General features: G+C 66.4%; 8 protein-coding genes. All 8 read right to left on the bottom strand.

Translation table 11 applies throughout. From position 1 onward, the window contains the following. Positions 1–306: 306 nt before the first annotated feature. The 8 genes from PKO50_RS11845 to PKO50_RS11810 all read right to left on the bottom strand — a co-directional run bounded on the left by PKO50_RS11845 (position 307) and on the right by PKO50_RS11810 (position 22,830). The gene (locus tag PKO50_RS11845) at positions 307–684 is read right to left on the bottom strand and encodes a hypothetical protein (RefSeq protein WP_177412040.1); all 378 of its coding nucleotides are present in this window, start codon (positions 682–684) and stop codon (positions 307–309) included. Positions 685–1,018: 334 nt separating this feature from the next. Beyond that, complete coding sequence (locus PKO50_RS11840) at positions 1,019–1,705, bottom strand: TolC family protein (RefSeq protein WP_275629788.1); 687 nt, start codon at positions 1,703–1,705, stop codon at positions 1,019–1,021. Then, entirely contained in the window at positions 1,657–2,424 is a 768-nt protein-coding gene (locus tag PKO50_RS11835; protein WP_275629787.1) for a TolC family protein, read from the bottom strand. The genes PKO50_RS11840 and PKO50_RS11835 overlap by 49 nt, the downstream gene beginning before the upstream one ends. After that, a complete protein-coding gene (locus tag PKO50_RS11830) occupies positions 2,421–4,562 on the bottom strand; it encodes a peptidase domain-containing ABC transporter (RefSeq protein WP_275629786.1) in 2,142 nt (713 codons plus the stop codon). Before PKO50_RS11830 ends, PKO50_RS11835 begins: the two co-directional genes overlap by 4 nt. A gap of 12 nt (positions 4,563–4,574) precedes the next feature. After that, complete coding sequence (locus PKO50_RS11825) at positions 4,575–5,831, bottom strand: HlyD family efflux transporter periplasmic adaptor subunit (protein ID WP_176450310.1); 1,257 nt, start codon at positions 5,829–5,831, stop codon at positions 4,575–4,577. A 290-nt stretch (positions 5,832–6,121) separates the two neighbouring features. After that, entirely contained in the window at positions 6,122–10,201 is a 4,080-nt protein-coding gene (locus PKO50_RS11820; RefSeq protein ID WP_275629785.1) for a VCBS repeat-containing protein, read from the bottom strand. 242 nt (positions 10,202–10,443) lie between these two features. Continuing rightward, positions 10,444–19,734: an Ig-like domain-containing protein gene (locus PKO50_RS11815; RefSeq protein WP_275629784.1), complete on the bottom strand. Its 9,291-nt coding sequence runs from the start codon at positions 19,732–19,734 to the stop codon at positions 10,444–10,446. A gap of 312 nt (positions 19,735–20,046) precedes the next feature. Next, on the bottom strand, positions 20,047–22,830 hold the full coding sequence (locus PKO50_RS11810) for an Ig-like domain-containing protein (protein ID WP_275629783.1): 2,784 nt from the start codon (positions 22,828–22,830) through the stop codon (positions 20,047–20,049). Between the last annotated feature and the right edge of the window lie 41 nt (positions 22,831–22,871).

Raw genomic sequence — 22,871 nt, 5'->3', positions numbered from 1 at the left:
ATTTCGCAACAAGCACAAGGCCGATGCGACAGGTAAATTCTTGTTGATCAAACTACTGATGACAACCCAAAAACACTCGAAAGTGCCATCATCAGGAATTCGCAGGATATGGCCGGCAGAATACAACCCGATAGTTTGGAATTTTCATACAAGGACTTCTCATGCGGCTCGTTTCAATAAAACTGCTGAATCCTGCACAACGCCGGAAACCGGGAAGTTTCCAACAGCAGCGAACGACAGGCAGTACCTGGAGAATGTCGGAAGCCACCACCGCCTGGTGGTGGCTGCGTTGCTTTAATCGGTCAATCAGCGCGGACCATTGCCGGTGCCACCACCGAGATAACCGTCGTAGCCCTGGCCGGTGGCCGAACCCGGCAGGCCAATGATGTCGTTCCATACATCGCCCAGCGCCTGGACCTGGGAGCCGGTCCCCTGGGCGATGCCGTTGATAAGGCCGAAGACCGCGCCCCAGATGGTGCCGAAGGCACCGACGATGATCCCGGCGGCCGGCGCCAGGATATGACCGATGCCCCCGAAGTTGTTGATGGCGATGGTGCCGCCGCGCCAGGCGGTGCCCATGGCGCCGGCGAAGATACCGAGCAGGCCGCCGCCGATGCTGTCGAGGATACCGGTGGTGGCGCCGCCGGCGATCATTTCGAGTTCCTGGCTGTTGAGTTCTTGCATGATGGACTCCTTGCAGGTTGATAAATCTAAAGTTGGTAATGCATACACCGCCCGCCAACAGCAGGCGGCGATATCAAGTGCATGAAATGCAATGACACCTGGAGTTTATTTTCATGAGTACCCACAGCGATTAATAAACCCCTGAGAACAGACATATTAGGAAGTCAGGTGTCAGGTAAACGGCCGAACTCGGCCACTTCGTACAAGCGCCCCTCAACAGCAGCTCACCCGGTCAATAGCAGCCTGCGCCGCGGGCAGAAAAAAAGCCGCCTGGAGGATTCCAGCGCGGCTTCAGTGTCGATGTCAGCGGGGGTCGGGCCTTGCCCGCAGGCATTCAGCGCAGCGCCCAGAACCCCAGGCGACCGAGCCCGGCCGCCAATTGCAGGCGGGCGCTCTGCCAGTCGGCCAGCGCCCGGATGTGCTGTTCGCGGGCGTCGGCGTAGGCGCTGAGGGCGTTGAGCAGCTCGATCATGCTGCCGACGCCCGCCCGGTAACGCCCCTGGGTCACTTCCAGCGCCTGGCGCGATTGCGCGACCAGGGCGTCGGTACTGTTCAGGCTCTGGCTGTCCACCATCAGCCGCTGGTAACTGCCCCAGACCAGCAGCGAGACCTGTTGCTCGGTACCGGCCAGGGCCGCGCGGCTGGCCTGGACCTCGGCCTTGGCACCGCGCACCCGGTAGTTGCGCTCGAAACCTTCGAACAGCGGGATGTTCAGCTGCAGGCCGATACTCGTATCGCGCTGCCGGGTGTCACCATTGAGCGCACGCGGCAGATCATTGCGCGAGTGGCTGAGACTGCCGGTCAGCGCCAGGGTCGGCAGGCCCTCGGCGCGAACCTCGTGCACCCTCTGGCTGGCGGCCTCGACCCGGGCCTGGGCGGCGATCAGCTGCGGGTGCCGGTCGCGCGCCTGGGCCAGCAGGCGATCGATGGCACTGACGAAGGTGGTGTCGGGCATCAGCGCCAGCTCGCTGGTCAGCTGGAAGCGGCTTTCCGCCGGCAACCCCATGCGCAGCGCCAGCACCCGAGGGCGTTGTCCAGGTTGCCGCGGGCGCGCACCAGGCGCAGCTCCGATTGCGATTGTGCGGTCTGCGCCTGCAGGCGGTCCGACAACGCCGCTGCCCCGGCCGCATATTTGGCATCGGCGGCCTGGTAGTTCTCCGCGGCCATGTCCCGCACCTGCTCCGCGGCGGTCAGCGTGTCCTGGGCGGCCAGGGCGTCGTAGTAAGTCTGCGCGGCGTCGACGAAGGCACTCTGCAGCATCGCCTGGTGGCTGGCGTTGGCCGCCACCAGCAGTTGCCGGGCACTGCGCAGGGCGGCGCGGCGCCGGCCGAAATCGAACAGCACCCAGCTCAGCTCGAGGTTGGCATTGAGCGACTTCTGGCGCGCCGAGCTTTCGACGCCGTCGAAATCCAGGTAGTCGGTACGGCTACGGCCGTCACTGCTGCCGAGGCTGGCGCCCAGGCGCGGCAGGTAGGCCGACCAGGCCACGCCCAACTGCGCGGCCTGGGCCTTGGCCTCGGCCCAGGCCTGGGCGGTCTGCGGATCGTGGCAGAGCATCCGCTCTATGGCCTCGTCCAGCGCCAGTTCCCCGGTCGGCGCGTTGAACAGGCAAGCCACCCCGCCACGGTGCGACTCGGCGATGTTTTCCGCGGCCACCGAGCGCTCGGTACGGAATACATCCGGCCCGGCCAACACGGGACTGGCGCCCAGTACCAGGCTGCACAGGAGCAGACGCTTCATAGCGGTGCGCCCTCCAGGTCATGGTGGTTGCGTTGTTCCGCACTCACCCGGCCGGCACCGAGCAGCACCACGCGGTCGGCCGAGGCGATGGTCTCCGGGCGGTGGGCGACCATCACCCGGGTGATGCTCAGCGAACGGATGGCTTCGTTGACGCGGCGCTCGCAGTCCACGTCCAGGTGGCTGGTGGCTTCGTCGAGGAAGAGGATCTTCGGCTGCTTGTACAGCGCCCGGGCCAGCAGCACGCGCTGCTTCTGGCCGCCGGACAGCACCGTGCCCATGTCGCCGACCAGGGTGTTGTAGCCCATGGGCGCGGCCATGATCTCGTCGTGGACCGCCGCCAGGCGCGCGCACTCCATCACCCGCTCCATGTCCAGCGCCGGGTCGAAGAAGGCGATGTTCTCCGCCAGCGAGCCGGCGAACAGGCTGTCGTCCTGCAGCACGGTGCCGACCACGCTGCGCAGGCCGTCCAGGCCGATCTGCGACAGCTCCATGCCGGCCACGCGGATCTGCCCGCCGGAGGGCGGCAGGATGCCGAGCATGACGTTGATCAGGGTGCTCTTGCCGCAGCCGGACGGTCCGACGATGGCCACCGATTCGCCGGCGCGGATGTTCAGGTCGATGCCATCGAGCACATAGGGCTCGTTTTCCGAATAGCGGTAGCGCAGGTCGCGCAGTTCGATGCTGAACTCGCGCTGCTGCAGCACCTCGGGGGGCGCACCGCCACCGACCTGCTCCGGCGGCTCGAGGACGATGTCGGCCAGGCGCTCGCCCTGCAGTTGCAGCATGCGCAGCTCGAAGAACTTGTCGATCAGGCTGCCCACGCGGCCGTCGAACTGGCCCTTGTAGGACTGGAAGGCCATGAGCATGCCCACGGTGAAATGCCCATCCATCACCATGCTCGCCCCCAGGTACATCACCAGCAGGTTCTCGATGCCGAACAGCAGGCCATTGACCTGGCTGTAGAACAGCCCCAGCTTCTGCGTGCGCAGGCTGGCGTTGATCTGCTCCACCAGCAGGCTCAGCCAGGTGGCGCGGCGCTCGTCCTGGCGCTGGAACAGCTTCAGCGGACGGACCCCGCGGATGGTCTCGAGGAAGTGCGTCTGCTGCCGCGCGGCATGGATGATCTCGTCCTCGGTGGCATTGCGCAGCGGTTGATACCAGGCCCAGCGCACCAGCGCATAGAGCGTCATGCAGACGATGGCGATGCAGGCCAGCATCGGGCTGTAGACGAACATCATGGCCAGGGTGGCGACGGTCATCAGGCCATCGAGCACCGCCACCAGGAAGGCCGAGGTCAGGGTGCCCTGGATGCTGTCGACGGCGCCGAAGCGCGAGACGATGTCGCCCAGGTGGCGCTTCTCGAAATACTGCGTGGGCAGGTTGAGCAGGTGGGTGAAGACGTTGGCCCGCCACTGCACGTTGAGCAGCGTGCCCATGTGCATGCCCACCCACTGGCGCACCGCGCTGATGGCCTGCTGCATCAGCATCATCAGGCCGAAGCCGATCAGCAGCGTGGTGAGCAGGTCACGGTCGTTGCTGGGGATGACGTTGTCGATGGTCCACTGCATGAAGAACGGGCTGACCAGGGCGAATACCTCCAGGGCCAGCGACAGCAGCAGCACCTGGCCCAGGGAACGGTACAGGCCACTGACCTTGCCGAGCATGCCGAGCAGGCGCAGGCTCGGCTTGGCCTCCTTCTTCTGGAAGTCGGTGTCCGGCCACAGCTCCAGGGCCACCCCGGTGAAGGAGCGCGACAGCGCCGCAAGATCCAGCTTGCGGATGCCGTGGGCCGGGTCGTGGATCACCGCGCCGCGCCGGCTCACCGACTTGAGCACGACGAAGTGCTTGAAGTCCCAGTGCAGGATGCAGGGCGTGCGCAGCTTGGGCAGATCATTCAGGCCCAGCTTCAGCGGGCGCGTGGCCATGCCCAGCTGCTGCGCCGCCTGGATCAGTTGCTTGAGGGTGATGCCCTTGAGCGAGACGTTGAAGCGCTGGCGCATCTCGCGCAGGTCGTTGTGGCAGCCGTGGTAGCCGGCGACCATGGCCAGGCAGGCGATGCCGCACTCGGCGGCCTCGGTCTGCTGGATGATGGGCAGGCGCCGGCCGAAGCGCAGCGCCAGGGAGTCGAAGATAGCCATGCGGCACGTTCCTCAGAGTTTGCCGGTCAGGCTGTAGAGGGGTTCGAGGACCCATTCGTAGAGTTTTCGGGTTTCCTGCAGCAGGTCGGCTTCCAGCAGCATGCCGCTCTGCAGCGGGCGCGGCTGGCCGTAGGCTTTCACCTGCTGCTCGTCCAGCTGCACGCGGATGCGGTAGTACTGCTCGCCGCTCTGGCCCACGCCCGGCACGCTGCCGGCCATGGCCGCCAGCTCGTTGTACGGCAGCGAGGTGCGCGAGATGGACAGCACCTTGCCGCGGTACTGGCCGAACTTCTGGTACGGGTAGGCCTGGTAGCGGATCAGCGCCGGGCCGCCGACCTTGATGAAGCCCACCGCGCGGCTCGGCGCGTAGAGTTCGGCGACCAGCTCGGCGTTCTCCGGGACGATGCTCAGCAGCGGCCGCGAGGGGTCGACCAGTTGGCCGACCTCGGCCAATACCGCGGTGGCGATGCCCGCCTCCGGCGCCACTATGCGCAGGGTGCGCTTGGCCTCGCTCTCGCCCAGCTGCTGGTGCACGCCGTTGAGCTGGCGCTGCAGTTCGGCGCGCTGGTTGGCATGGCGCGCGTCGAGCCCGTCGAGGCCGGCCTGCTGCTCACGCAACTGCTGTTGCAGCGCCATGCGCTCGCGCTCCAGGCGCTGCAGGGTCTGGCGCTGGCCGAGCTGGTCGGCCTGGCGCTGCTGGAACTGGTCCATGGAGATGTAGCCTTTCTCCATCAGCCCGCGGTAGCGTCCTTCGGCGTCGCCGGCGATGGCCACCAGTTGACGCTGGCTGTGCAACTGGGCAGCCTGGGTGGCCAGTTCGTCGCGCAGGCTGACGACCTTGGCCTGCAGGCTGCGGCGTTCATCGGCCTGCAGCCGCTGCAGCTTCTCCAGTTGCTGCTCCAGGGACTCGCGGCTGGCCTCCAGCCGGTGGCTGATGCCGGCCTGCACCGCCTGGTCCTGGCCGCTGTAGCGCTCGCTGGAAAGGCGCAGCAGGGTCTGGCCGCGCTCGACCTTCTGCCCTTCGCGCACGGACTTCTCGATGATCACGCCCATCTGCGGCGCGTGCACCTTGGCCTGGCCGTTGACCGGCAGCAGTTGCCCGACCACGGTGCTGCGCTTGGTGTAGCTGCCCCAGATGAAGAAGCCCATCACCAGCAGGGCGAACAGGGTGGCCAGGGCGGTGAGCACGCTGAAGGACAGCGGCCGGATCAGGATGATCGAGCCCAGCCATTGGGCGCTCTGCCCTTGCAGGGCCTCGGTGCGGAACAGCGGTGTTTCGGTACTCAAGGTAGGGACCACTTGTGTTGTCTTGGGGCGGACGGTCTTTCTACAGGGCGGAGCGCGGGTGGAAATACCGGGGATGTCCGATTCAGGAGCAGTAAAAAGACCTACATCGGCCAGATTTTTCTGAATGTCGACGAAAGACGCCGTGCCTGTTCCGAAGCTCGCGAACAAGCGTGCCCCTGCGAAAAAAAGCGGCGCCATCAAGGGGGAGAGAACGCGGCGCCGCCAGAACGGATGAGTGCCCCGGCGCATGGGCGCCGGGGCGGTTCGGGGCCTCAGACCATGATCTGGTGGTTCTGGATCAGGGTCAGCAGGTCGGTACGGATACCCATCAGGTGGACCAGGTCGGTGGAGCCGACCTGGCTACCGATGCCGTCGCGGTCGACGCTGAGGATGGTGTTGTTGCCCTCGACGCGGGTCGACAGGTAGTCCAGCAGGCCCTGGGACGAGGCATCCAGCTGCAGCACGCCCTCATCCTTGACCAGGCTGACCGGGCCGCCGTAGCCGAGCATGCCGCGCAGGTCGACGATGTCGGCGTTGCTGTTGTTCAGCACGTTGCCCAGGCCGAAGCCGAACACCACGTCATGGCCGTTGCCGCCATCGGCGGAGATGTCCCAGCCGCTGGACGGACGGTAGACCAGGGTGTCGTTGCCACCGCCGAAGAGGTAGAAGACGTCGTCGCCGCCACGGCCTTCGAAGCGGTTGCTGGCCGCGTTGTCCATGAAGGCGTCGGCATGGGCGCTGCCCTTCAGGCCTTCGATGTTGAGCAGGGTGTCGTTGCCCATGCCCACCGACTGACCGCTCTGCAGGTTGACCTGCACGCCCTGCTGGGCGTGCTGGTAGTCGACCACGTCCATGCCCTGGGTGGCGCTCCAGACCTTGCTGCCGTCGGTGAGGTAGTTCCAGCCGCCACCGCCATTGATGACATCGTTGCCTTCGGTGGCGGTGAAGCTGTCGTTGTAGCCGCTGCCCACGGTGCCGGCGCCCTGGCTGTCGAAGCTCACGGTCGGCTTGCCGGCGGTAAGCACGTAGGCGTGATCGGTGGCGCCGGCGACCAGGTTGCCCCAGGTCGGGTCGGTCAGGCCGAGGTCTTCCTCGAACCTGCCCGGCACGGCCAGGCCGGTGATCTTCGCGGCCAGCAGCTTGGCGCTGTAGACCTCGCTGGAGTCGAGCCCGTAGAAGTAGACCAGGCCGGAGCTGTCGTTGGTGACGCCGGACTGCGGGTTGATGACCTGCGTGGCGACCAGGCGGCCGGCCGAGTCGAACAGTTGCACGGTGTTGCCGTAGTAGCTGTTCAGGCCGTTCTTGTCGAGGATGCGCAGGATCAGGCTGGTGCCCTCGGCCACGTGGTTCTCGTTGCGGATCAGTACCGTGGGCGCCGAGTCGGTGATCATGCCCAGGTGCTTCTCGCCGGAGGTGCGGTACAGCAGCAGGTCGACGGCGCCGTCGAAGTCATAATCCACCGCCACGGCACCGGTGACGTTGCCGTAGGCCTCGTTGGCCAGCAGCTTGCCGGTGTTCATCCAGTCGCCATTGCCCTGGTTGAGGAACAGCACCGGAGACATGGGGGCGTTGGAGGCGGACTTCACGGCGTTCTGCCGCGGCGCCTCGATGACGTCCATCCTGCCATCGTGGTTCCAGTCCACGGCGAAGGAAACGCCGCCGTCGAAATGCACCAGTTGGCCGTCCTGGTTCTGGCCGAGGAAGTCGTTGAAGAACAGCGGATTTTCGTTGTCGATCCCCAGCCACTTGCCGTTGGCATCATTGCCCTTGTTCAGGTAGATGCGGCTGTCGTCGGCGTTGCCCTTTTTGCCGGTGGAGGATTGGCTGCCGCGGGCCAGGAACAGGTCCAGGTCGCCGTCGCCGTCGAAGTCGGCCCAGGTCATGGCGGTGGACAGGTTGCTGTGCTCCGTGCGGCTGGCGCTGTCGCTGCGGAACATATTGCCGAACGTCTGCTCCCTGCCGAAGGAACCATCATCCTGGGTCAGCAGCACGGCGAGGGCGGTATTGCCGTACTGGTCGTTGTGCCCTGCCAGGTCCACGGTGCCGTTGTTGTCCAGGTCGACGCCGCTGATCTCGGAGCCCCACCAGGTGTTGTTCTTCTTCTCCCCTTTCAGTACGCCGTTCTCGTTGCGGAGGAGGTTGAAACCCCACTTGCCGATGCTGTTGTCGACCACGATGAAGTCGGTATAGCCGTCGCCGTTGCCGTCCCAGGCGATGACGCCGCCGATGTTCAGCGAGCTCGGGTTGTTCGCCCAGCCGGCGGTGTAGGTACCGTCGGCCTTCGCGGTCCATACCGGCAGGTTCGCGGAGTTGCCGCTGACGTGGCCGATCACGTCCATCAGGCCATCGCGGTTGTAGTCGGCGAAAGTGGCCCTGGAGATCATGTTGCCGTGGCCGTCGGCGGTGACCTTGCTCGGCTCGCTCAGGTAGCTGGCGCGGTAGTTTTCACGGTCGTAGCCGCTGTAGACGTGGCCGGCGTTCTTGTAGGTGTCGGAGCTCAGCGCATAGCCGGTGCTCTGGAAGAACGACCAGGTGCCATCGGCGCTCATGGTCATGGCCGCGGCATTGGAGCCGCGCTCGGACTGGACCGCGCCACCCCAGTTGGTTTGCTGGACGCTGGCGCCCACCTCGTTGACCGGACGGTGGGCGTCGGTCAGCACTTGCGGGCCGAAGCCGGAGTTGTTGCCGGCCACGTCCCAGGTGACGAAGCCCAGCTGCTGCTGGCCATCGGCGAGGATGGCATCGAAGCTCCAGCGGCCGTCGTTGCCGGCCACCGCATGGCCGACGATCTTGTCCAGGCCTTCCTGGTAGCGGCCGTCGCGGTTGACGTCCTGGACCAGGGCCACGGTGGCGCCGGCTTCGGCCAGGCCATACTGGGAGCTGGAATAGTAGGCGCGCTCGCCACTGGAGGTCAGCGAGGCGATCTGCGGAGCGAAGGCGAAGGGCACCGGCGAGTCGAGGTCGACGATGAGCGTGCGCTCGCCGAGGCCAAGGGTGCTGCCGCTGTTGTCGGCCACGCGCAGTTCGACGTCCAGGCGCTGGCTGGCCAGCAGCGGGTCGCTGGTGTAGCTCCACAGCTGGCCGCCGTTGGACATGATGGTCTGCCAGGTCTTGCCGCCGTCCAGGGACAGTTGCAGGTGCTGGCCGATCTGCAGGGCCGCGCTCAGCTTGCCGGACAGGGTGACGCTGTTGTCGCGGGTGATGAAGTCGTTGTTCTGAGCGGTCTGCGCATTGCTGTACTGGCCGGCGATCTCCACCGCGGTATCGGTGCCCAGATCGATGGTGGTGTGCATTTCCGGCAGCGGAACGCCGGCGTCGAATACCACGTCCTGGGCCGCGTAGCTGCTGGCCACCGGCTTGCCCTGGGCATCGACCACGCGCATTTCGTAGCGAACCTGGGTGCCGAGGTTGTGCACGCTGGGGTCGATGTAGATCCAGTCGGTGCCGAAGGCCTGCACGACCTTCCAGCTCTGGCCGCCGTCGGCGCTGACCTGCAGCTTGGCGCCGGCCGGCAGTTCCTCGCTGAGGGTGCCCATCAGGGTGATCTTCGAGGCGCTGGTGATGAAGTCGCCTTCAACGCCGGTGTCCGGGGTGATGCCGGTGATGTACACCTTGATGCCTTCCAACGGCGGCGGGGCCACCTCGCGGCTGATGGTGATCTGCTGGGCGGTCATCGCGCCCTCGTTGCCGGCGGCGTCGATGCTGCGCATCAGGTAGGTATAGTTGCCGTTCTGCAGCTCGCGCACATCCTGGTATTGCCAGTAGCCGCCGCTGACGGTGTCGACGTCCTGCCAGGTGACGCCGGTGTCCAGGCTGATCTGCAGCTTCTCGTTGGCGGCCAGCGGTACGTTCAGGGTGCCGTAGAGCAACGGCGAGGTGTCGGCGGTCACCAGCGGCTGTTCCGGACTGGCTTCGGCGACATTGCTGATCGTGGCCTGGGCCGATGGCGGGGTGCGGTCGAGGATGTAGGTGAAGGGCGAGCTGTAGCCGCTCTCCAGGCCATTGTCCTTGTCGGTGGCGGTGGCGCGCAGCACCTGCATACCCTCGTCCAGCAACGGCTCGCTCGGGGTGAAGCGCCAGGAACCGTTGCCCTGGACAGTGGTGCTGCCGAGCAGGCGGTCGCCATGGTAGACCTTGATCGTGTCGCCCGGCGCGGCACCGTTGCCGACGATGGATGGGGTAGTGTCGTCGGTGTAGCCGTTGAGCTGGACCATGCCCTGGTACTCGGGCCTTCCGGTGTCATCGAGGATGTACTGGATGTTCGGAGCGGGCGGCGCCACGGGAATGACGGGTTCGTCCTGAGACACGGCGTAGGCCGCGACATCCCGGAACGGGTTCTTGCTGACGGTCATGTACTACTCCTGAAGTTTTCTGTTGGCATGCGCCTGCCCGTATGCCCTGGGGCCAACCGGTTCGCAGGCGTGCGGCGATGTTAGAAAGCCATCCCAACGATGTATCTAAGGCGTGCCCTAAAGTCCGCCGACGTCCGTCGGCGCGCTGCATGGCACACAAAAAAAGGCGGCATGGGCCAGGGCCCATGCCGCCTGGGTAGGAACCCCGGACCGACGCCAGGCGTCGGCCGGGGCCGGGTGGGTCAGACCAGGTGCTGCTGTTGCAGCGCCAGCAGGTCCTGCTTCACCAGCGAGTTGTCGAAGACTACCGGCTCGGCCACGGGCGCCGCCTGCGCCGCGGCTGCGCTCAGCAGCTCGGGCGCGGCGGGCTCGGCCACCGGCTCCCGGGCCTGCAGCAGGTCCGCCAGCGACAACGGCTTCGCCTCGGCGCGGGCTTCCTGCCCCGACGCCAGGGCGCCGAGCAGCCCCGCCACCAGTCCATCGCCGGCCTCGTAAGGCTCGGCCAGCACCTGCGGCTGCAGTACGCTGTCCTCCAGGAAGATGGTGTAAGGCCCGGACGACGGCAGGTCCTCGGCGCCAACCACCAGGTCCACCGAACCATCGTCTTTGGCCAGGTGGGCCAGTTCACCGGTGGAGAAGGTCCAGTAGCCATCCGCGTCCACCACATGGGAACCCACCGCCACGCCGTTGGCGTAGAGCGTCACCAGGTTGCCCGGGGCACAGGAAACCTTGACCGTCAGATTGGTATCCTCGGTGAAGTCCTCCTTCTGCAGGAACACGCCCGCGACGTCGTCATACACATTGATGATCGACGGGTAGGGCGACGCTTGAATGGCCACCGTGAAGTCCCAGGCGTCGCTGAGCGGTCCCATGTTGCCAGCCTCATCCACGGCACAGGCCTGGAAGCTGTGGCTTCCGGTCGACAGCTGCAGGTAGGGCTCGAAGGCCCACTCCAGAGTGAGCTGGTTGACCGTGGCCGAGCCGAGGAAGGTGCCATTGTCGTAGACGTACACGTACTTCACGCCGAAGGTGTCCACCTGGCCGTAGAAGTTCGGCCAGGGGTCATCGGTCTTGCCGCCGTTCGGCACATCGCCCCAGTCCGTCTCCGGATTCTGTCCGATCATGTCGTACAGCCCGAGGTTGGTGACCCGGCCCGGTGCGGTGATATCCACGGTGAAGTTCCAGCCAACGCTGCGCGCACCTTCGTTGCCGGCCTCGTCCACGGCCGCGGCACTGAAGCGGTGCACGCCTTCGTACAGCGCCTCGTCCGGGGTGAAGCTCCAGTTGCCCTCGGCGTCCACGGCGACGCTGGCGATCAGCAGGCTGCCGTCGTAGATGTTCACCCACTGGGCGCCACTGGCCTGGCCGCTGAAGGTCGGCGTGGCGTCGTTGGTCAGGCCGCTCTGCGCGATGGTGCCGGTGATCAGCGGCTCGTCGTCGACCAGGTCCAGGCCGCTGACGGCGCCGGGCACCTCGGTGTCGACGGTGAAGCCCCATTCGAGGCTTGCGCTCGGCGTACCGCTGGCGGTTTCGGCCACCAGGCGCAGGCTGTGCTCGCCGTCGGCCAGCTCCGGCAGTTCGAACTGCCAGTTGCCGTCGCCATCGACCAGCGCGCTGCCCAGCAGGACCTCGCCGTCATGGATGAGCACCCGCACCGCGCCATTGCCGGCCGTGCCGGACAGCATCGGTTGCGCGTCGTTGGTCAACCCGCCCTGGGCGATCTCGCCCACGATGCCTTCGACATCGTCGTACACCGAGTCGAGGGTAAGGGTCGGTACCTGGGCCTGCACCGTGAAGTCCAGCGACTCGTTGGGTTCACTGGCATTGCCGGCCGGGTCGGTGATGACCACGCTGATGCTGTGGTCGCCCTCTTCCAGCGGCTGTTCCGGGGTGAACTCCCAGTTGCCGTTCTCGTCGATGACGACGGTGCCGATCACCTCACCCTTGTCGAGGATGCTGACGGTGTCGCCCGGCTCGCCCGAGCCGCTGAGGGTCGGCTGGGTTTCGTCGGTCACGCTGCCCGGCTCGATCGGGCCGGTGATGGCGCCGGTGTTGTCCTCGGCGGTCACTACGTCCGGCTGTTCCGGCGCGATGGTGTCGAGAGTGATGGAGACCGGAGCGGTCTCTTCACTGTGACGGCCGGCCTCATCCTGCGCCTTGGCGGTGATGACCTTCTCGCCATCGCCGGCCAGCGGCAGTTCGGTGCTCCAGTTGCCGCTTTCATCGGCGACCACGCTGGCAGCCAGCTCGCCGTTGACGTACAGCAGCACGAGGTTGCCGGCATCGGCGGTGCCCTTGAGCGACAGGCTGGTGTCGTCGGTGACGTCGCCGTCGTTCAGCAGGCCGGTGACCGAGCCCTCGCCATCGACGATTTCACTGATGACCGGCAGCTGCGGCAGCGGGGTTTCCTCGCCCACCACGGTGAAGCCGATGCTTTCGCTGGCCTCGCCCTCCTGGCCGATGGCATTCACCGGACGGGCGGAGATGCTGTGCTCGCCGGAGGCCAGCTCGGGTGCCTGGAAGCTCCAGTTGCCTTCGCCGTCCACCAGGGCGGTGCCCAGCAGGGTCGCGCCGTCGTAGATTTCCACGTACTGGGCCTCACCTTCGACATGGCCCTGTACGAGCGGCGCAGCATCGTCGGTGGAGCTACCGTTGGCGATCACCCCGGTGAGCGGGTCGACGTCGTCGATCAGCTCGATGCGGTCGATGACCATCGGTGGCACGCTGGTGTCGACGCTGAAGTCCAGCGACTCGCTGGGCTGGCTGGCGTTGCCGGCCGGGTCGGTGATGACCACGCTGATGCTGTGGTCGCCTTCTTCCAGCGGCTGTTCCGGGATGAATTCCCAGTTGCCGTTCTCGTCGATGATGGCGGTGCCGATTTCTTCACCGTTGTCGAGGATGCTCACGCTATCGCCCGGCTCGCCCGAGCCACTGAGGGTCGGCTGGGTTTCGTCGGTCACGCCGCCCGCTTCGATCGGCCCGGTGATGGCGCCGGCGTTGTCCTCGGCGCTGACCACGTCCGGTTGCTCCGGGGCGGTGGTGTCGAGGATGACGGAGACCGGGGCGGTCTCGTCGCTGTGACGGCCAGCCTCGTCCTGCGCCTTGGCGGTGATGACCTTCTCGCCATCGCCGACCAGCGGCAGGTCGGTGCTCCAGTTGCCGTTTTCGTCGGCAATGACGCTGGCAGCCAGCTCGCCGTTGACGTACAGCAGCACGAGGTTGCCGGCATCGGCGGTGCCCTTGAGCGACAGGCTGGTGTCGTCGGTGACGTCGCCGTCGTTCAGCAGGCCGGTGACCGAGCCCTCGCCATCGACGATTTCACTGATGACCGGCAGCTGCGGCAGCGGGGTTTCCTCGCCCACCACGGTGAAGCCGATGCTTTCGCTGGCCTCGCCCTCCTGGCCGATGGCATTCACCGGACGGGCGGAGATGCTGTGCTCGCCGGAGGCCAGCTCGGGTGCCTGGAAGCTCCAGTTGCCTTCGCCGTCCACCAGGGCGGTGCCCAGCAGGGTCGCGCCGTCGTAGATTTCCACGTACTGGGCCTCACCTTCGACATGGCCCTGTACGAGCGGCGCAGCATCGTCGGTGGAACCGCCGTTGGCGATCACCCCGGTGAGCGGGTCGACGTCGTCGATCAGCTCGATGCGGTCGATGACCATCGGCGGCACGCTGGTGTCGACGCTGAAGTCCAGCGACTCGCTGGGCTGGCTGGCGTTGCCGGCCGGATCGGTGATGACCACGCTGATGCTGTGGTCGCCCTCCTCCAGCGGCTCTTCGGGTGTGAATTCCCAGTTGCCGTTCTCGTCGATGATGGCGGTGCCGATTTCTTCACCGTTGTCGAGGATACTCACGCTATCGCCCGGCTCGCCCGAGCCACTGAGGGTCGGCTGGGTTTCGTCGGTCACGCCGCCCGCTTCGATCGGCCCGGTGATGGCGCCGGCGTTGTCCTCGGCGCTGACCACGTCCGGTTGCTCCGGGGCGGTGGTGTCGAGGATGACGGCGACCGGGGCGGTCTCGTCGCTGTGACGGCCAGCCTCGTCCTGCGCCTTGGCGGTGATGGCCTTCTCGCCATCGCCGGCCAGCGGCAGGTCGGTGCTCCAGTTGCCGTTTTCGTCGGCAATGACGCTGGCAGCCAGTTCGCCGTTGACGTACAGCAGCACGAGATTGCCGGCTTCGGCGGTACCACTGACGCTCAGGCTGGTGTCATCGGTGACGTCGCCGTCGTTCAGCGGGCCGGTGACCGAGCCCTCGCCATCGACGATCTCACTGATGACCGGCGCGCTCGGCGACGTCACCTCCGGCCCCACCACTTCGAAGCGGATGCTGTCGCTGGCCTCGCCATTCTTGCCGAGGCTGTCCACCGGAACGGCGCTGAGGACATGTTCGCCCGTGGCCCGTTCCGGCACCTCGAATTCCCAGTTGCCGTCTTCGTCCACCGGGGCGGAGCCCAGCAGGGTTTCGCCATCGTAGATTTCCACATAGGCGACGTTGGTGCCTTCGACGTGCCCCTTGAGCACCGGCGTGGTGTCATCGGTCTTGCCGCCATCGACAATGGCGCCGGTGACCGGGCCGAAGTCGTCGATCAGTCCGATCTGGTCGATGCGCAGGTCGGCCTGCGACGTGTCCACGGTCAGGTCGAACGGACGGGTCGGCCGGCTCTCGCTGCCGGCCTCGTCGCAAGCGGTGACGGTCAGGCGGTGTTCGCCTTCCTCCAGCTCCAGGTCCAGTCTCCATTCGCCGTATTCGTCGGCCGTGGTGCTGGCGATCAGTTTGCCGTTGTCATAGACCTTGACCAGCCCGTTGGGCTCGGCGTCGCCACCCTTGAGGGTCGGGTTGGCGTCGTCGGTGGTATCGCCGGAAAGCAGTGGCCCCGTGATCGCACCGACATTATCCAGCACGCTGTCGAGGACCGGGCGATCCGGAAGCTGGGTATCGATCACCAGGACGAATTCGGCCTGGGCCGAATTGCCGGCGGCGTTCTGCACCTCGGCGATGTAGACATGATCACCGTCGCTCTGCGACAGCGGCAGGCGCAGGCTCCAGTTGCCCTCGGCGTCGGCGACCACGCTGCCGTAGACCACCGGGCCTTCCTTGATGACCACCAGGGCGTCCGGGGTGGCGGTGCCCTTCAGGGTCGGGCGTCGATCGTCGGTCACGCCGCCGTCGAGAACCTCGCCGGTGATGTTGCCAACCTCGTCGATGGCCACGTCTATGGTCACGAACGGCGGAGCCGTATCGACCACGAATTCCAGCGCATCGCTCGGTTCGCCGGCGTTGCCGGCCGGATCGGTGACGACCACGCTGATGCTGTGGTCGCCCTCCTCCAGCGGCTGTTCCGGGGTGAATTCCCAGTGGCCGTTCTCGTCGATGACGGCGGTGCCGATCTCTTCACCCTTGTCGAGGATGCTGACGGTATCGCCCGGCTCGCCCGAGCCGCTGAGGGTCGGCTGGGCTTCGTCGGTCACGCTGCCCGCTTCGATCGGGCCGGTGATGGCACCGGTGTTGTCCTCGGCGGTCACCACGTCCGGTTGCTCCGGCGCAGTGGTGTCGAGGATGACGGAGACCGGGGCGGTCTCGTCGCTGTGACGGCCGGCCTCGTCCTGCGCCTTGGCGGTGATGGCCTTCTCGCCATCGCCGGCCAGCGGCAGGTCGGTGCTCCAGTTGCCCTGTTCGTCGGCGACGACGCTGGCAGCCAGTTCACCGTTGACGTACAGCAGCACGAGGTTGCCGGCTTCGGCGGTACCGCTGACGCTCAGGCTGACGTCGTCGGTGACGTCGCCGTCGTTCAGCAGGCCGGTGACCGAGCCCTCGCCATCGACGATTTCACCGATGACCGGCATCGGCGGCAGCAGGGTTTCCTCGCCCACCACGGTGAAGCCGATGCTCTCGCTGGCCTCGCCCTCCTGGCCGATGGCGTTCACCGGACGGGCGGAGATGCTGTGCTCGCCGGAGGCCAGCTCGGGTGCCTGGAAGCTCCAGTTGCCTTCGTCATCCACCAGGGCGGTGCCCAGCAGGGTCGCGCCGTCGTAGATTTCCACGTACTGGGCCTCGCCTTCGACATGGCCCTGTACGAGCGGCGCAGCATCGTCGGTGGAGCTACCGTTGGCGATCACCCCGGTGAGCGGGTCGACGTCGTCGATCAGCTCGATGCGGTCGATGACCATCGGCGGCACACTGGTGTCGACGCTGAAGTCCAGCGACTCGCTGGGCTGGCTGGCGTTGCCGGCCGGATCGGTGATGACCACGCTGATGCTGTGGTCGCCCTCTTCCAGCGGCTGTTCCGGGGTGAATTCCCAGTGGCCGTTCTCGTCGATGACGGCGGTGCCGATCTCTTCACCGTTGTCGAGGATGCTCACGGTATCGCCCGGCTCGCCCGAACCGCTGAGGGTCGGCTGGGCCTCGTCGGTCACGCTGCCCGGCTCGATCGGCCCGGTGATGGCGCCGGCGTTGTCCTCGGCGCTGACCACGTCCGGTTGCTCCGGGGCGGTGGTGTCGAGGATGACGGAGACCGGAGCGGTCTCGTCGCTGTGACGACCGGCCTCGTCCTGCGCCTTGGCGGTGATGACCTTCTCGCCATCGCCGGTCAGCGGCAGGTCCACGCTCCAGTTGCCCTGTTCGTCGGCGACGACGCTGGCGGCCAGTTCACCGTTGACGTACAGCAGCACGGTGTCACCCGCTTCAGCGGTACCGCTGAGGCTCAGGCTGGCGTCGTCGGTGACGTCGCCGTCGTTCAGCAGGCCGGTGACCGAGCCCTCGCCATCGATGATTTCGCTGATGACCGGCATCGGCGGCAGCGGGGTTTCCTCGCCCACCACGGTGAAGCCGATGCTTTCGCTGGCCTCGCCCACCTGGCCGATGGCATTCACCGGACGGGCGGAGATGTTGTGCTCGCCGGCAGCCAGGTCAGGCGCCTGGAAGCTCCAGTTGCCTTCGCTGTCCACCAGGGCGGTACCCAGCAGGGTCGCGCCGTCGTAGATTTCCACGTACTGGGCCTCGCCTTCGACATGGCCCTGCACGAGCGGCGCGGCGTCGTCGGTGGAGCCGCCATTGGCGATCACCCCGGTGACCGGACCGAAGTCGTCGACCAACTCGATGCGGTCGATACGCAGGTCGGTCGGCACAGCGGTGTCCACGGTCAGCTCGAACGGACGACTCGGCTTGCTTTCGTTGCCCGCGGTGTCGGAAACGGTGACGGTCAGGCGGTGCTCGCCGTCAGCCAGCTCCGGCAGTTCCAGGCTCCAGTTGCCATTTTCGTCGGCCGTGATGCTGGCGATCGGATCAGGGCCATTGTTGTCATAGACCTTGACCAGCCCGTTGGGCTCGGCATCGCTGCCCTCCAGGATCGGGTTGGCATCGTCGGTGGTATCGCCGGACTGCAGGGCGCCCGTGACCGCACCAACATTGTCCAGCACGCTGTCGATGAGCGGACGGTCCGGAACCCGGGTATCAATCGTCAGGGTGAAGTCGTCCCGGCCGAATTCGCCGGTGGCGCTCTGGACCTCGGCGCTGTAGGTGTGCGGGCCGTCGCCCTGGAACAGGGGCAGCTGCAGGCTCCAGTTGCCCCCGGCGTCCGCCTGTACGCTACCGAGGACGATCCCGGCTTCGGAGATGATCACCAGCGCGCCCGCCGTCGCGGTCCCCACCAGGGTCGGACGGTTGTCGTTGGTGCTGCCATTGTCCGCCACCGGCCCGGTGGTCGGGTCGACAGCGTCCAGCGCATGCAGGATCTGCACTTGCGGCGCTTCGCTCCAGACGCTGAACTCCAGCGCGTCGCTGGGCTCGCTGAGGTTGCCGGCGGCGTCCTGGGCCTGCACGGTGATGCTGTGCGAGCCATCGTCCAGCGGCGGCTCGGGCGTATAGCTCCAGTTGCCTTCGGCGTCGGCCACCACGCTGCCCAGGGGTTTGCCGTTGTCGCTGATGATGACCACGGCGTCCGGCTCGGCCTGGCCGCTGAATTCCGGAGTATTGTCATTGGTGGTTCCATACTGGCCGATCGGCCCCTGCACCACGCCTTCGTTGTCCTCGGCGCCAGCCTGCCCCGGCTTGTCCGGCGCAGTGGTGTCGAGGACGATGGAAACCGGAGCGGTCTCGTCGCTGTGGCGGCCAGCCTCGTCCTGCGCCTTGGCGGTGATGACCTGTTCGCCATCCTCACCGTTCAGCGGCAGCTCCGTCGTCCAGTTGCCCTGTTCGTCGGCGGTGGCGCTGGCGACCAGTTCGCCGTCGACGTACAGCAGCACGAGATTACCGGCTTCGGCGGTACCGCTGACGCTCAGGCTGGTGTCGTCGGTGACGTCGCCATCGTTCAGCAGGCCGGTGACAGAACCATGGCCATCCTCGATCTGATTGATGACCGGCGCGTTCGGCAACACTGCGGGGTCCACCACCTCGAAGTCGATGGCTGCCCCATTGGCGCCCCGATTGCCGGCTGCATCCACCGGGTATGCCTCGAAGCTGTGCTCGCCAAGGAGCACCGTCCCCTCCTCCGGGGTGAATTCCCAGTTGCCCTGGTCATCCACCAGCACCGTGCCCAGCGAGGTGCCATCGAGGAATATTTCCACCCACTTGACGTCGGTGGCGTCGAAATTCTCCACCTTCCCTTTCAACGCCGGGGTGGCGTCGTCGGTCTTCCCGCCCGCGGCGATAATACCGGTGACGGGCCCGAAGTCGTCGTGCAGGGTGAGGCTGAGCTCGGCCTCATCGGGTGCGACGAAGTCCAGTTGCAGTTCGAGTTGCAGGAAGGGCTTGTCAACCTGGGAGCCCGGAGCCGCCTCGGGGGAGTTGCCGGCATCGTCCATCATGTAGAAGGCGAGCGTGTAGTCGCCGCCCTGCCCAACCAGTTCCTCGGGCCAATCGTAATGCCAGGAGCCATCGGCCGCGACACTCACCACGATCGGCAGGTCGCCAAGAATCGTCTTGCCATCCTTCTTGATGACGATCCTCACGTGCTGCAGGTCTTCCGGGCTGGCCGCCTGGCTGAATTTCCCGTCGAAGACCGGACGCTGGGCATTGATCTGGACCTGGCTCTGGGCACCCTCGATGGTCACCGGCAGGACGCCACCCAGCACCTGCATCGACTCCAGCGCAATCTCTTCCGGCCTGATGCGATCGATGACCACCCCTTTGACCGGGTCGGAATCGACACCCTCGACGGTGATGAAGAAGTCCACCACGCCTTCCATGCCTTCCTGCACGAAGGAGAGGTTCGGGCTTATGGACCAGTGACCATTCTTACGCACCGTTGCGACGCCCAGCGCCATCACTTCGCCGGACTCGAGCACGGCCTTGACGGTCACCTCCTGCCCTTCGGTCAGCCCCTGCCCCTTGAAGGACAGGGCGGGATCGTCGGTACGCGTCCCCTCTGTCACCTCTCCCTTGAGGTAACCATAGTCATCCCATATCTGGAATGTGGGCTTGGCCTGGGTGGTTTCCTCGGCCTGCGGAGCGGGCGCGACTCGCCCCGCCGATGCCTCTTGGGCAGCCGATGTGTTGGCCTGCATGCTGTCCTGATCGTCGCTCCAGTTCTTTTCGGTCATGGGCCGAAAACTCCTTGATTGTTCAATGATGAAATAGCGCCCATGGATGGGCGGCCGATTGCATTGGGCAGATCGCCACCAGCGTGGGCGCACTCACTTCTGGCAGTGTTGGTTGTGTGCTGAAGTCCCACCGGCGATGCTAGGAAAGTTGCCCGGGAAGGTATCTAGGGAACCCCCTAAAGCACCCGGCCGGCGGGCGTAAATCGCCTCCCGGGGCACTTCGGGCGCGGATGAAAAAAGGGCGCGAACACGGTTCGCGCCCTTGATGGGGAAAGAGACCGACCGCCATCAACGGCGGCCGGCCGCTCGGTCTTAGAGGACCAGTTGCTGGCCCTGCAGCAGTTCGAGCAGGTCGACGCGCTCCAATGCCGCCATCGGCACCGCGGCGTCGACGGTGGGCACAGCGCCGGTGGCGCTGTCGTCGCCCGCGCCGGCCAGGGCCGCCAGCAACCCTTCTCCCGGTTGCCCCATTTCACCCAGCAGCCCGGCCAGGTCGATGCGTCCTTCCTGCTCCCAGGCGGACTGTCCGCGCGGCTGGACGTCCTCCAGCGCAGCGCCATGGGTCAACAACTGGAGGACCAGGCTGCCACCCTCATCCAGGGCGTAGGCCGGCTCCGGTGTCGCCTCGCCGGACAACGCGCGCAACCCGGCCTCTTCCACCGGTTCGAGGATGATGTCGTAGGCACCGGTGGCCGGCGTGCGGTCACCTTGGGCATCGTAGGACGATGCATAGAGGAACTTCTCGCCGTAGCCGCCGTAGTCGAACAGGTCCGGGCAATCGATCGTCCAACTGCCATCGACACCCACCGTGGCCGAACCCAGGAGGATGGCCGTGTCGAGGTCCACCCCGCTGCCGTCGTCCTGCAGCTGCAGGTACAGCTCCATGGTGTGCCCCGGCGTACCGGTGCCTTTCACCGTGGGTGTCCGGTCATCGGTGAAGTCGCCTTTTTCCAGCGGACCGAGCTGGCCGCCGAAGTCGTCGACAACCATGCTGATGACCGGATAGGGGGGAACCGTCTGGGGAACGGAGAAGCTCCAGGATGCGCTAAGCGGCCCCTCGTTCCCGGCCTTGTCCACCGCCGATACCTGCAGGCCATGGTTGCCAGCGCCAAGCAGGGGGCTCTCGAACACCCAGGCACCGGATGCGTCGACCACGGCCGAGCCGACCAGCATGCCCTTGTCGAAGAGCTTAACGTAGGCGATATCGCCACCTTCGATGCGGCCGCTGATGGTCGGCCAGAAATCGTCGGTCTGCCCGCCATTGGCGATCGAGCCCTGGTCAGGACCGAAGTTGTCGTACACATCCTCGATCAGCGGCCGTCCGGGCGCCTGGGTATCCAGCACAATCTCCACCACCTCGCTCTTCGGGCTGTCCTTCCCATCGATGGACTGCTCGGCACTGAAGCGCTTGGCCCCGTCCTCGCCCAGGTCGGCGACAGCGATCTCCCACTTGCCATCCTGGCCCACGGTAGTACTGCCCACGACCTGGTCATCGAGGTACAGGGTCAGCAGGCTGCCGGGCACACCGCTGCCGCCCACGGTGGGGCTGCGGTCGTTGGTGCTTTCGCCGGGCGCGACTTCGCCGACCTGCGCTTCCTGGTCATCGCGAATCCAGTCGATGACGGGGGCCGCCAGCGGATCGCCCGGCTCTTCCGGATCGGGCGTGGCCGGACCGGTCGGCGTTTCCCCGCTGACGTTGCCGGCGGGGTCGGTCACCGTGACCGTGCCTTCCTCGCCGCTTTCCAGCGGGTTCTCCGGGAACGTCCAGTTACCGTTCTCGTCTACGACGGTGGTCACGGTGCTGTCACCCGGCAGCTCGACGGTGACGGTGCCACCCGGCTCACCGGTGCCGGCCAGGCCATTGCCATTCTCGGTGACCACTGGCGGTTCAGGCGCGATGGTATCGGCCGGCTCGGTGACGGTGGGCGGACTGACGTTGCCCGAGGGATCGGTGATGGTGACGATTCCGGTCTGGCCGTTCTCCAGCGGATTCTCCGGGAGCTTCCAATTGCCGTCCTCATCCACGGTGGCGGTGACGGTGCTTCCACCGGGCAGTTCGACGGTGACGGTGCCACCCGGCTCACCGGTACCGGCCAGGCCCTGGCCGTTGTTCTGCTCCACCTTCGGCGCCTCCGGCACCTCGGTGTCGGACGGGCCGGTGTCCACGCTGCCGCTGTGGTTGCCGGCGGGGTCCACCTCCACCAGCGAACCGGACTCGCCATTGCCCAGCGGGTTCTCCGGGAAGGTCCAGTTGCCGTTCTCGTCCACAGTGGTGGTGACGGTGCTGCCATCCTGCTTGGTGAGGATGATGGTGTCGCCCGCCTCGCCGGTGCCGGACAGGCCGTTGGCGTTGTTCTCGGTGACGACCGGGTCCTTCGGCGGGGTCAGGTCGGCCAGGCCGGTATCGACCGCGGGGCTGGTGCCGTTGCCGTTGCTGGCGGTGACACTGCCGCCCTTGCCATCCTCCAGCGGGTTGGGCAGGAAGGCCCAGGAGCCGTCGGTGCTGGCGATGGTGGTGACGGTGCTGCCATCCGGGCGGGTCAGGGTGATCAGGTTGCCGGGCTCGGAGGTGCCGGTCAGGCCCTGCTGGTTGTTGAAGAGGACCTTCGGCGCGGCCGGCGCCTCTCCCGGCAGGGGGTCCCCATTGCGCGGCGAGGCGCCACCGCCGCCGCCACGCTGGGTCAGCATGTTGCCCACGCCGATGGCGCCGAGCCCGGCGGCCGGCACCAGCAGGCCGAAGGCGACGTTGTGGTCGTCCGACTGCAGCGCCAGCAGTTCTTCGACCGAGCCCAGCTCGGTCAGCTCCGCGCCCTGCCAGGGTTCCTCGTAGCCGGCCAGCCACAGCTTGCCGTCGGGGGCTTCCAGAACGAGGTCGTTGCGCACGCCGTCGAAGTCCTGGAAGAAGTTGTCGACCGTGATGACCTTGCCGCTCTTCAGGCGCACCACCAGGTGGTTGCCGTCGCGGCTGATGGACTTGACGTCTTCCGGCGCGGCGGCGATTTTCACCACGCTCGGGTGCGACAAGGCCAACAGGCTGTTGCCGGTCAGGCCCGTCACCTCTCCCGAGCTTTTCGCAATCAGTTCAATCGCGTCCATTTTCAATTCCTCCCGAAACAGTGAAGCGTCGCCCCGGCTAG

The organism is Pseudomonas sp. 273 (assembly GCF_029201425.1).
In the GTDB taxonomy this organism is placed as follows: Bacteria; Pseudomonadota; Gammaproteobacteria; order Pseudomonadales; family Pseudomonadaceae; genus Pseudomonas; species Pseudomonas delhiensis.
Note: the sequence above shows the minus strand (reverse complement) of the source record. Positions and strands in the feature narration are given on the sequence as shown.

Excerpts from the sequence above, each read along its gene's own strand:
- PKO50_RS11835 (WP_275629787.1), bottom strand. The coding sequence starts at position 2,424 with ATGAAGCGTCTGCTCCTGTGCAGCCTGGTACTGGGCGCCAGTCCCGTG.
- PKO50_RS11810 (WP_275629783.1), bottom strand. The coding sequence starts at position 22,830 with ATGGACGCGATTGAACTGATTGCGAAAAGCTCGGGAGAGGTGACGGGC.
- PKO50_RS11820 (WP_275629785.1), bottom strand. The coding sequence starts at position 10,201 with ATGACCGTCAGCAAGAACCCGTTCCGGGATGTCGCGGCCTACGCCGTG.
- PKO50_RS11845 (WP_177412040.1), bottom strand. The coding sequence starts at position 684 with ATGCAAGAACTCAACAGCCAGGAACTCGAAATGATCGCCGGCGGCGCC.
- PKO50_RS11830 (WP_275629786.1), bottom strand. The coding sequence starts at position 4,562 with ATGGCTATCTTCGACTCCCTGGCGCTGCGCTTCGGCCGGCGCCTGCCC.
- PKO50_RS11815 (WP_275629784.1), bottom strand. The coding sequence starts at position 19,734 with ATGACCGAAAAGAACTGGAGCGACGATCAGGACAGCATGCAGGCCAAC.